Source organism: Achromobacter sp. Bel (genome assembly GCF_012928505.1).
Classification (GTDB): Bacteria; Pseudomonadota; Gammaproteobacteria; order Burkholderiales; family Burkholderiaceae_B; genus Achromobacter.
In genome coordinates this window covers 66,732-78,206 of sequence record NZ_JABBJN010000032.1, presented here as the reverse complement: position 1 = coordinate 78,206, position 11,475 = coordinate 66,732, and the positions used below count along the sequence as shown (strand labels likewise).

The 11,475-nt window shown below is 68.2% G+C and carries 9 protein-coding genes; 2 read left to right on the top strand and 7 right to left on the bottom strand.

Annotation, left to right across the window (positions count from 1 at the left end; all coding sequences use genetic code 11):
• The 3 genes from dapF to HG262_RS19815 form a co-directional block, all read right to left on the bottom strand.
• On the bottom strand, positions 1–692 hold a 692-nt coding region (gene dapF / locus HG262_RS19825), incomplete at its 3' end, for a diaminopimelate epimerase (RefSeq protein WP_169272641.1).
• Between the two features lie 29 nt (positions 693–721).
• The gene (locus HG262_RS19820) at positions 722–1,612 is read right to left on the bottom strand and encodes a lysophospholipid acyltransferase family protein (protein WP_169272640.1); all 891 of its coding nucleotides are present in this window, start codon (positions 1,610–1,612) and stop codon (positions 722–724) included.
• Positions 1,613–1,656: 44 nt separating this feature from the next.
• Positions 1,657–2,526 (bottom strand): lysophospholipid acyltransferase family protein, encoded by an 870-nt coding sequence (locus tag HG262_RS19815; protein ID WP_169272639.1) that lies wholly within the window; start codon positions 2,524–2,526, stop codon positions 1,657–1,659.
• 288 nt (positions 2,527–2,814) lie between these two features.
• Between HG262_RS19815 and metK the strand changes: the two genes are divergently transcribed.
• Positions 2,815–3,978 (top strand): methionine adenosyltransferase, encoded by a 1,164-nt coding sequence (gene metK / locus HG262_RS19810; protein ID WP_169272638.1) that lies wholly within the window; start codon positions 2,815–2,817, stop codon positions 3,976–3,978.
• Positions 3,979–4,120: 142 nt separating this feature from the next.
• On the opposite strand, the gene HG262_RS19805 is transcribed toward metK, so the two are convergent.
• Complete coding sequence (locus HG262_RS19805; protein ID WP_169272637.1) at positions 4,121–5,551, bottom strand: amidase; 1,431 nt, start codon at positions 5,549–5,551, stop codon at positions 4,121–4,123.
• A 73-nt stretch (positions 5,552–5,624) separates the two neighbouring features.
• Positions 5,625–6,944 carry an MFS transporter gene (locus HG262_RS19800; protein ID WP_169272636.1) on the bottom strand — a complete coding sequence of 440 codons (1,320 nt, stop codon included), beginning with the start codon at positions 6,942–6,944 and terminating at the stop codon, positions 5,625–5,627.
• Between the two features lie 82 nt (positions 6,945–7,026).
• On the opposite strand from HG262_RS19800, the gene HG262_RS19795 reads away from it, so the two are divergent.
• A complete protein-coding gene (locus tag HG262_RS19795; RefSeq protein WP_169272635.1) occupies positions 7,027–8,031 on the top strand; it encodes an Lrp/AsnC family transcriptional regulator in 1,005 nt (334 codons plus the stop codon).
• Positions 8,032–8,078: 47 nt separating this feature from the next.
• Here the strand turns inward: HG262_RS19795 and HG262_RS19790 are convergent, their stop codons facing one another.
• Together HG262_RS19790 and HG262_RS19785 are read right to left on the bottom strand one after the other, a co-directional pair.
• Positions 8,079–10,571 (bottom strand): branched-chain amino acid ABC transporter ATP-binding protein/permease, encoded by a 2,493-nt coding sequence (locus tag HG262_RS19790; protein ID WP_169272634.1) that lies wholly within the window; start codon positions 10,569–10,571, stop codon positions 8,079–8,081.
• Positions 10,571–11,449 carry a branched-chain amino acid ABC transporter permease gene (locus tag HG262_RS19785; RefSeq protein ID WP_169272633.1) on the bottom strand — a complete coding sequence of 293 codons (879 nt, stop codon included), beginning with the start codon at positions 11,447–11,449 and terminating at the stop codon, positions 10,571–10,573. Before HG262_RS19785 ends, HG262_RS19790 begins: the two co-directional genes overlap by 1 nt.
• Between the last annotated feature and the right edge of the window lie 26 nt (positions 11,450–11,475).

Genomic DNA, 11,475 nt, shown 5'->3' with positions numbered 1-11,475 from the left:
GCGCCGCGTTCAAACACGCGCAGGCGGATGTTGTGCCGGTCGACCACTTGCATGAAACCCGCGTTGACCCGGCGCGCAAAGCGCGGATGGGTTTCGATCAGCGGGCCCTGCACGGCGACGGGGGCGGTGTCGACGTTGTCGACCACCTGCACGGCGTGCGGGTTGGAGATGGCCACGGCCGACAGCAGCACCTTGGCCGGCACGCCGGCGGGCGTGTCGAGTTCCAGTTCCCAGAGGGTGTCTTCGCCTTGGCGTTGCGACGCCAGGCCGGCGGTGTCGAAGGGCAGGGCGGCGGGATCGAAACGGGTGCTGCCCATTTCCACCGTGACTTGTTCGTCGTCGCCTTCGTCCAGGACGAGAATGCCGGTGGCGATTTCGGCGCGCAGCGGATTGCGGTCGGACAAGCCCTGTTCGTGCACGAAACGCACGAAACAGCGGGCGCCGTTGCCGCAGTGTTCGACCTCGCTGCCGTCGGAATTGAAAATGCGATAGCGGAAATCGGCGTCCGGCCGCGTGGCGCGTTCGACCAGCAGGATCTGGTCGGCGCCAATGCCGAAGTGGCGGTCGCCCAAGGCGCGCGCCCGTTCGGGCGTCATGTCGATGGTCTGGCGGACCCCGTCGAGCACGACGAAGTCGTTGCCCGCGCCATGCATTTTGGTGAAGTTCCAGTTCATCCCTGGATTATCGCCCATTATTGGGGCGCGGGCAGCCCGGGCGGGGCTCAATAGACTTTCGGTTCGCCCGGGGGGCGGGTCTTGAAGCGGCGGTGCACCCAGTAGTACTGGCTGGGGCAGCGGCGCACCCAGGATTCCAGTTCGCGGTTCAGGCGGGCGGTGGCGGCTTCCAGCGATTCCTCGCCCGGGAAGTCGGCCAGCGCGGGCAGCACGTCCACGTGGTAGCGGCCAGTGTCGGGGTTCCAGAAACCGACGACCGGCAGCACGGCGGCGTTCCACTTCTGGGCCAGTTGGGCGGTGGCGACCAGCGTGGCGGCCGGCACGCCGAAGAACGGTACGAAGACCGAGCCCTGGCGGCCGAAATCCATATCGGGCAGGTAATAGACCGGGCGCGGCGCGCGCAGATGGCGGATCAGGTCGCGCACGCCGTCCTTGCGGCTGACCAGGAAGACCTCGTTGAAGCGGGCGCGGCCCGTTGCCACGACCGCGTCGATGTGTGGGTCGCTTTGCGGGGTGTACATGGTGGCCGCGCTGGGAATCTCCAGCGTCAGCCGGGTCGCCGCCGCGTCCAGCGCAATGAAATGCGGCGCCAGCAGGATCACGGGGCGGCCTTGCGCGATCAGTTCGTTGATGCGATCGGCGCCGGTCTGCGTGACCAGTTCCTTGACGGCCTCGGGCGTGCCGTACCAAAGCACGCCACGGTCGACGATGGATTGCGCCAGCGCCCGGAAGTGGTCGGCGAGCCATTGCTCGCGCACGGACTCGGGCTGGTCGGGGAAGCACAGCGCAAGGTTGCGCCGCACGATGTGCGCGCGGGACCGCGCCAGCCGGGGGGCCAGCCAGCCCAGCACGGCACCGATGCGCTGGCGTGTCGACGGCTTGATGCGGCCGAACCATTTCAATAGGGTGACCAGCGTGCGCGTTTTTGAATCGTTCATGGCGGTAGGGATAAGACCGGGCTACTCGGGACGGGCGGCCGCTTTCAGGAAGCGGCCGGTGGGGCCGTGCCGGCGTCGGGCGCAGGCGGGGCGCCGCGCGGGGTCTTGTAGCGGTTGTAGCTCCAGAGATATTGCTGGGGGCAGCGGCGGATCAGCGTTTCCATCGAGGCATTGATCAGGGCCGCTTGGGCTTCGGGGTCAGCGGGCAGGGGTTCCGGCACCCGTACGTAGTGGATGCGCCAGCCGCGGCCGCGGGGCAGCCGTTCGCCGGCGGTCAGGATGATGGGGACATTCGTTTGCGAGGCAAGCTTGCTGGGCAGTGTCATGGTGTAGGCCAGGCGTCCGAAGAACGGGACCCACACGCCGTCGCCGACGCTGGGCGCCTGGTCGGGCAGCATGCCCACGGATTCGCCGCGGCGCAGGGCGCGCACGAACTCGCGCACGCCTTGCATGGTGGCCGGCACGGCGTTGACGGCGGAACTGTTGCGCGCGGTTTCCAGCAGCGGGGCCAGGATGTCCTTGCGCGGGGGGCGGAACATCACTGTCATCGGCATCTGGCGGGCCAGGTAGCGCGCGGTGATCTCGAAGCAGCCCAGGTGGGGCGTCAGGAACAGGATGCCGCGATTTTCGGCGCGGGCGGCGGTGACGATGTCATTGTCGTCGGACACCACCTGCGCCAGGCTTTGCTCATTCTTGAACCAGACGCGCGGATTCTCCAGGATCATGGCGCCGGTCTCGGCGGCGGCCTGGCGGGCGAACGCCGCGCCGGGGTAGCCGGCCTGGGCCGCGTTGGCCTGCAGCCGGCGCCGGTACTTGCCGGGCCAGGCGTACACGGCAAGCCCGGCCAAGCGCCCGATGGCGTGCGCGACGGGTAGCGGCAAGGCGGCGAAGAGTCTGAACAGGGCAAGCAGCATTCGGCGGATGGGTAAGGACGGGCACGGTCATGCCGGGGGGATGCCGGGCTTCGGGGAATAGGGTTACACCCCGGGCGTGAGCATAAGAACGGCATTTTCGCTTAAAATGCGCTCAGTCGCCGAGTTAACCGACAACTTGCGGGGCGACGGCAGGGGTGCGGCGCCATGCGCGGCCTTTGCTGAATCCGCTAAAGCGTCGCGCCCAGATTAGCGTAAGCCATGCAGTCCGGGGTGCAACGCGCCTCGTGAACCTATGCGCCGGCAAAGCCGGACACTAAGGACGCATCTGTGGCCAATAACGATTTCCTCTTCACTTCCGAATCCGTCTCCGAAGGGCATCCCGACAAGGTTGCCGACCAGATTTCCGATTCGATCCTGGACGCCATCTTCACGCAGGACCCCAACGCGCGTGTCGCAGCCGAAACGCTGTGCAACACGGGCCTGGTCGTCCTGGCCGGTGAAATCACCACGACCGCCAACGTCGACTACATCCAGGTCGCGCGGGACACTATCCGCCGCATCGGGTACGACAACACCGAGTACGGCATCGACTACAAGGGTTGCGCCGTGCTGGTTGCTTATGACAAGCAATCGCCCGACATCGCCCAAGGCGTGGACCGCAGCTCGGAAGACTATCTGAACCAGGGCGCGGGCGACCAGGGCCTGATGTTCGGCTACGCGTGCGATGAAACGCCCGACCTGATGCCGGCCCCGATCTGGTACGCGCACCGCCTGGTGCAGCGCCAGAGCGAACTGCGCAAGGACGGCCGCCTGCCGTGGTTGCGCCCGGACGCCAAGTCGCAAGTGACGTTCCGCTACATCGATGGCCGTCCGGCCGAAGTCGACACCGTGGTGCTGTCGACGCAGCACGCGCCGGAAGTCACGCAAGAGACCATCCGCGAAGCCGTCATCGAAGACATCATCAAGCCGAGCTTCCCTGAAGGCCTGATCACGCCGAACACGAAGTTCCTGGTCAACCCGACCGGCCGCTTCGTCATCGGCGGCCCGCAAGGCGATTGCGGCCTGACCGGCCGCAAGATCATCGTCGACACCTACGGCGGCGCATGCCCCCACGGCGGCGGCGCGTTCTCGGGCAAGGATCCGTCCAAGGTTGACCGTTCGGCCGCCTATGCCGCGCGCTACGTGGCCAAGAACATCGTGGCCGCCGGCCTGGCGCGCCAGTGCCAGGTGCAGGTCAGCTACGCCATCGGCGTGGCCGAACCGATCAATATCACCGTCTACACCGAAGGTACCGGCGTCATCCCCGACCACGAGATCGCCAAGCTGGTGCGCGAGCACTTCGACCTGCGTCCGAAGGGGATCGTGAACATGCTGGACCTGCTGCGCCCGATCTACGCGAAGACCGCCGCCTACGGCCACTTCGGTCGTTCCGAGCCGGAATTCTCGTGGGAAGCCACGGACAAGGTCCAGGACCTGAAGAAGGCGCTGTAAAGCGGTTCTTCACGAAAAAGCCCCTGCAAGATTTTTGCAGGGGCTTTTTGCTTTTGCGCGCGTTGAACGTCTGTTCCGGAATGCGGGGCCGTCTTGCGTTGCACCCATCCTGCGCCGGGTCGGACGGCTTTCGCGTCAAGCGCTACAGTCCCCAGGAAGACAGGTCCGGCACGCGCGGCGCAGGCAACAGCACGGGTTCCAGCAATGCGGCGCAATCCAGCATGGCGGCGTCGTTACCGGCGGGCGCCAGCAATTGGACGGCGATGGGCATGCCCTCGTCATCGAAACCCGCGGGCAGCGAAATCGCGGCCGCGCCCAGGAAGTTGGCGGGGCGCAACAGCTTTCCCAATCCGACGTGGCGGACGTCTTCAGGGTCCAGCGCTTGCGCGGTCTGGTCGCAGGCGGGCATCAGCAAGGCGTCGATGCCATGCATGGCGCTGGCGAACGCCGCCATGTCGGCCTGGCGCCGCCGCAGCGCGGCCTCGTAGTCGGCCTGCGATATCCGGCCGCCCGCCGCAATGCGCGTGCGCACGATTTCCCACAGGGGCGCCGCGGGGTTTTCCGCCAGCGCGCCGTAATAGCGGTAGGCCTCGTAGGCCAGCACCACCGAGTTGTCGTCCGCCATGCGTGCAAACGACAGCGCGGCGGGCGGGTGCCAGGCGGCAGGCGCGAGGCCGGCCTGTTCCAGACGCGCTTGCGCTTGATGCCAGATGCGCAGGCCGGCATCGGTCAGCGGCGCGGGCCAGGCCTGGGGAGCCAACACGGCCACCGCGCCCGGGCGGCGGGTGACGGGGTGCCGCAGCGCGGTGAAGCAGGCGGCGGGCAATGCCAAGGTAGCGGCGTCGTCCACGTCCGGGCCGGCCAGCAACTGCGTCAACAAGCGCGCGTCCGCCACAGTGCGGGCAAGGGGGCCCAGCACGTCCAGCGTGTCCGACAGTGGCAGGCAGCCGGCGCGGCTGATCATGCCGGAGGAGGGCTTGTAGCCCACCACGCCGTTCAGCGCCGCCGGGGCGCGCACCGAGCCGCCGGTGTCCCCGCCCAGCGCGATCGGCGCCAGCCCGGCCGCCACCGCCACGCCCGAACCGCTGGAGGATCCGCCCGGCGCGCGCGCGACGCGGGCGTCCCAGGGATTGCGCGCCGTGCCTTGGGTCGGGTTCTGGCCCGACAGCCCGAACGCGTATTCGGTCATGCGGGTCTTGCCCAGGATCACCATGCCTTGCGCGGCCAGCGTATGCACCGCGGCGGAGGTCTCGCCGCTGATAACGCCTTGGCGGGTCTGCGAGCCGCCGGTGGCGGGCGTGCCCTGCCACTGGATGCTGTCCTTCACCGCCACCGGCACGCCATGCAGCGGGCCCATCAGGATGCCGGCGTCTTGCAGGCGGTCCGCGGCATCGGCCTGCGCCAGGGCGCGTTCGGCCGTGACTTCACTGAAGGCGGCAAGCGTCGGGGCGCGGCCAATGCGGTCCAGGAAGTGCGACGTGACCTGGCGGGAGCTCAGTTCGCGTTGACGGATGGCGCGGGCGAGTTCGCGGGCGTCGCGGAAATGCAGATCGGTGTGGGCGTGTTCTGGCATGGATCTCATGGAAAAAGAAAAAGCTCTCCGGCCCTTGGTGAGCCGGAAAGCGTCTGCACGGGGCGCTGGGGCACTACTTCAGCGTCTGGCCCTTGGTTTCGGGCATGCGGATGAAGGTGATCAGTGTGATCACGGCGCCTGCCAGCACGTAGTAGAAGAACCAGCGCTCCATCCCCTTGCTTTGCAGCCAGGTCAGCAGGTAGGGCGTGGTGCCGCCCAGCAGCGCGACGACCAGGTTGTAGGGCGTGCCGATACCGACGGCGCGCACGCTGGTGGGGAATTGCTCGGACATGATGGCCGGTGCAATGGCCGTGTACATGGCATACAGCACCAGGCCGAACAGTTCCACTGCCAGGATCGAACCGAAAGACGGACCCAACGTCGTCATCAACGGATAGAAGAACACCAGGTAGCCGGTGGCGAAGAAGATCAGCTGCGGCTTGCGGCCAATGCGGTCGGACAAGATGCCGAACAGCGGCTGCACCAGCATGAACACGATCAGCGCGACGGTGTTGGCGGCGAACGCGGTCTTGGGGTCGGCGCCCACCTGGCGGATGGCGTAAGTCGGGACGTAGGCCACGAAGATGTAGAACGCGAACGTGGTCAGGACAGAGAAGCCCACGATGCGCAGCACTTCGCGCGGGTGGTCGCGCAGCAGCGTGCGCAGCGGCTGCTTTTCAACGCCGGCCTTCTTGGCGTGCGAGAAGGCTTCGGTTTCCGGGATGGCGCGACGGATCCACATGCCGGCCAGGCCGCCCAGCGCACCCAGCAGGAAGGGAATGCGCCAGCCCCACGACGCCATGTCCGCTTTGGTCAGCGTCGAGGTCAGGATCCAGCCCACGGCGGAGGCGGCCAGGATGCCGACGGCGGCGCTGAAGAAGACGAAGCTGGAATAGAAGCCGCGCTTTTCGGGCGGCGCCATTTCAGCCAGGAAGGTCGTGGCCGAGGCATACTCTCCGCCCAGCGACAAGCCTTGCAACAGGCGCGCGCCAGTCAGCAGCAGCGGAGCGGCAATGCCGATCGTGGCGTAGGTGGGGGTGATGGCGATGATGAGCGAACCGCCCGCCATCATCAGGATCGTCAGGCCGAGTGCGGCTTTGCGGCCGTAGCGGTCGGAGAAGATGCCCAGCACCCAACCGCCCACCGGGCGCATGAAGAAGCCCACGGCGAAGATGCCGAAGGTGGCCAGTAGCGCAGTGGTTTCGTTTCCGGGCGGGAAGAACTGGCTGGAGAAGAAGATGGCGAAGGAGGCGTAGATGGTCCAATCGAACCATTCGACGGCATTGCCTACACTACCGGCCAGGATGGTGCGGGCGCGGGATACCGGCGCAGCGCTGGCTTGCGCGGCGCTTGCTCCTTGCTTGCTGCGCAAGGTCGCGGATGGGGTGCTCATGACGTCCTCAAAATAAGAATTTATTTTTGGTCAAAAAGACCGTTTAATTTTATGTTTTTATCAATGCGCGAACGTTAGATTAATGAATATGGTCACGTCAAGTAAGGGTAAGCCCCTAATGCCAGCGCTCGATGACACCGATCTGGCCTGTCTGATTGCCCTGCAGTCGGATCCCCGCGCGTCCTGGCGCGAACTGGGCGCGGCCACCGGCATCGCCGAGCGGACCGTGGCGCGCCGGCTTCGCCGCCTGATGGACGCCGACGCGCTGCGGGTCATCGCCGAACCCGATCCGCTGGCCATGGGACAGGGCGTGGTGCTGCACGCCTGGGTGCGCTGCCGGTCGGGTCGCGTGCCGGACGTGGCGGACCAATTGGCGCGGCTGGACATCAGCCAACTGGTCGTCACCTTGGCCGGCACCGCGGACCTGATGGCGGAACTGACGCTGGCGGACGCGGCCGACATGCCGGACGTGGTCACGCGCGTGTTGCCGTCGATAGACGGGGTTGAGCATGTGGAGGCGCGGCTGGTGCTGCGGCCGTTCCGCCGCGCGGGACAATGGCGGATCCAGGCCGAGCCGGACGCTGCCCCGGAAGCGCCGCACGCACAGCCGCCGGCGGCGTTGACGGAACCCGAACAACGCATGGTCGCCCATCTGATGCGCGACGGGCGGGCAAGCCTGGCCGAGCTGGCCGAGCACGCCAGCGTCAGCGAACCCACGGCGCAGCGTCTGTTGCAGCATCTGGTCGAGCGGCGCGCGCTGAGCTTCCGCGTGGAAGTGGAGCCGGCCTTGGTGGGGTTTCCGGTAGAGGCCGTGATTTCGGTGCAGGTGCGGCCGCAGGCGGTGGATGCGCTGGCCGCGCATCTGGCGCTGGACCCCAACACGCGATGCCTGTTCGGCACCAGCGGCGCGTCGCAGCTGTTCTGGCACGTGCTGTGCCGCGACAGCCTGCATCTGTGGGACGTGGTGACGCGCCGGCTGGGTGAACTGGATGGCGTGCTGAACAGTGAAGTCGGCGTGGTGATGCGCGCACACAAGCGCTGCGGCATTGTGCGCGCCGGCGCGCGGTTGGAGGCGGACGCCGAATAGCGTCCGCCGGCCGAGGGGGCGCGGTCCCCGGGGGACTGCCCGCGCCGCTACGCGCCCAGGTAGGCGCGGGCCAGCGCGCCGTCCCGCGCGATCTCCGCGGCCGTGCCTTGCGCGGCGACGCGGCCGGACTCCAGCACATAGGCGCGGTCTGCCAGCGACAGCGCCAGCGCAGCCATCTGGTCCACCAGCAGGATCGTCATGGACTCCGCGCGCAGGCGGTCCAGCGCATCGAACAATTCGTCGATGATCTTGGGCGCCAGGCCGAGCGACGGTTCATCCAGCAGCAGGATCACGGGTTTCGACATCAGGCCGCGCGCAATCGCCAGCATCTGCTGTTCGCCGCCGGACAAGAGGCCGGCGCGTTGATGCAGGCGTTCGCGCAGGCGCGGGAAGCGCGTCAGCATCTCTTCGACGCGCGCCTCGCGGTCCTGGGGATGCAGGAAGGCGCCCAGCCGGATGTTGTCCAGCACGCTCAGGCCCGGGAAGACCTGGCGGCCTTCGGGCACCAGCACCAGGCCGCGTGCCACGATGCGGTCGGCGGCCAGGTTGTTCAGCTCTTGCCCTTGCAGATGCATGCCGCCTTGCGCGGGCCGGTGCAGACCGGCCAGCGTGCGCATCAAGGTCGACTTGCCCGCGCCGTTGGCGCCCAACAGGGCCACCATCTCGCCCTGTCGCACTTGCAGGTCGATGCCGTGCAGCACGGGGTTGGCGCCGTAGCCGGTGACCAGGTTGCCCACGCCCAGCACTTCCGGCGCGATGGGGGCGCCTGGGGGCCGTTGCCGCGCGGCGGGCGCGCGGCGCGCGGCTTCGTCGCCCAGATAGGCCTGGCGCACGGCGGGCGATTGCTGGATCTGGGCAGGGTTTCCCTGCGCCAGTTCGCGGCCGGCGTCGATGGCGACGATGTGGTCCGACACCCCCATCACCAGCGCCATGTCGTGTTCGACCAGCAGCACGCCCGCGCCGGCCTCGGCGATGCGCCGCAGCAGGCTGGCCAGCCGCGTCTTGTCTTCGCGCGACAGGCCTGCGGCGGGTTCGTCCATCAACAGGGTGTCGGCATCGGTAGCCAGCGCGCGGGCGATCTCCACCAGGCGCCGGTCAACGTGCGGCAGGTCGGCGGCGGGCACGTCCAACGCGCCCTCGTAGCCGCAAAACGCCAGCAGGGCGCGGGCCCGTTCGCGCACGTCGGACGCCCGGTAGCGGCGCGATGCCAGCAGCCCGCCCAGCCGGCCGCGCACCATGCCCAGCGCCACGTTGTCTTCCACGCTTAGCGTGTCGAACAGCTGCGAGGTCTGGTAGGTGCGGCCGATGCCGCTGCGCGCCACGCGGTAGGCGGGCAATGCGGCCAGCGGCGCGTCGCCCAGCGCCACCGCGCCGCTGGTGGGCTGGTAGTAGCCGCTGAGCATGTTGATGACGGTGGATTTGCCGGCACCGTTCGGCCCGATCAACGCCGTGACGGCGGCCGGGGGCACGGTGAATGACACCGATTGCACGGCGCGCACGCCGCCGAACGTCATGGTCAGCGCCTCGGCCCGCAATACGCGCCGGGGGCGGCCGGCCGCGGGCATTGCGCCGCCCTGGCGCGGCGTCAGCGGATAGCCCGTCGCGTTGAGGCGCCAACGTGACAGCAGCCCGGCCACGCCGTCCGGCGCGGCCCACAGCACCACCAGCAGGAAGGCGCCAAAGAACAGCAGGCGGTATTCCTCCAGGCTGGACAACAATTCCGGCAGCAGCCCGACGACGACCGCGCCCAGCAAGGGCCCGGCGAGCGAACCCGCGCCGCCCAGCGTCACCGCCAGCACGAACAGGATCGACTGCATGAAGTTGAAGTTGTGCGGCGTGATCATGCCGGCCTGCGGCGCGTAGAGCCCACCCGCCAGGCCCACCACCGCCGCCGACACCATGAAGGCCACGGCCTTGACTGCCAGCGGATTGATCCCGATGGACTCGCTGGCCGTCTCACTATCCTTGACCGCGCGCATCGCCGCGCCCCAGGTGCCGCGCGACAGCAGCGCGTAGGCCGCCAACGCCACGAACACCGACACGATGGCCAGCATGGCCACGCCGCGGTCCCCGCCGATGCCGGCAAGCGACGGCTGCACGATCCCCATCAGCCCGTTCTGGCCGCCGGTGATGTCGCCGCCTTCGATCAGCGCATGCTCCACGATGAAGCCGAAGGCGATGGTGATCATCGCCAGGTAAGGGCCTTTCACGCGCAGCGCGGGCACGGCCAGCAACAGGCCGAACGCGCCGGCGACAAGCGCCGCCGCCGGCCAGGCCAGCCAGAAGCTCCAGCCGGCCTGGCCGGTCAGGATGGCGACGGTGTACGCGCCGATGGCGTAGAAGCCCGCATGGCCGAACGACATCTGCCCGGTCAGCCCCAGCAGCACGTTCAGTCCGATGCCGGCCAGCGCCAGCAGCGCCACGTTGCCCAGCACGAACACGTAGTAGCCGTTGACGGTGGCCGCCAGGGCCAGGCCGGCCGCGGCCAGCAGGGCGTAGAGCGCCAGCGGCAGCCAGCAGGGTGCAAGTCGCTTATTCATCAGACCTTCCTGATATCGGCGCGGCCGAACAATCCGTTGGGACGCACGGCCAACATGACGATCACCAGCGTGAAGCTGATGATCTGGGTGTATCCGGAGCCCAGTGCCACGGTGATCAGCGCTTCGACCACGCCGAACAGCAGGCCCGCGATCATCACGCCCCAGGCGCTCGTGATGCCGCCCAGGATCGCGACGACAAAGGCTTTCAGACCGAAGAGCGTGCCCATATCGGCCTGCACGTTAAACAGCGGGGCGACCAGCGCGCCCGCCACGCCGGCGAACAGCGTGGACACGGCGAACGCCGCCATGATGGCCCGGCGCACGGGAATCCCCATCAGCCGCGCCGCGCCGGGGTTCTGCACGACAGCCAGCAGCGCCACGCCCCAGCGCGTGCGGCGCGACAGCGTGTGCAGCGCCGCCGCCAGCACCAGCCCGACCAGCGGGATCAGCAATTGCAGCGGGTAGACACCCAGGCCCAGTCCGCCGATTTCAAGCGGCGCCTGCGCCAGGGGCGAGGGCAGGCTGCGCGGCTCTTTGCCGAAGGTGAACATCACGACGTTGTCCAGCACGATGCCCAGCGCCACCGTGGACATCAGCCAGGCGTTGGAGCCCCGGCTGGCGAACGGCCGCACGGCCAGCCTTTCGACGACCAGGCCATATAGCGCGCACAGTGCCAGCGCCGCCAGCAAGGCGGGCGCGAGCGGCCAGCCCAGCGTCTGCGCGAACGTAAAGGTCAGCACGGCGCCCAGCATCATGGAACTGCCCTGGGCGAAGTTCACCGTGCCCGACACGGCGTAGGTCAGGTAAAAGCCCAGGGCCATCAGTCCGTACATGCTTCCCAGACCCAGGCCGCTGACGATGGCGGACATCAACAACATGCGCGTCTCCCGCGTGGACCAGCCGT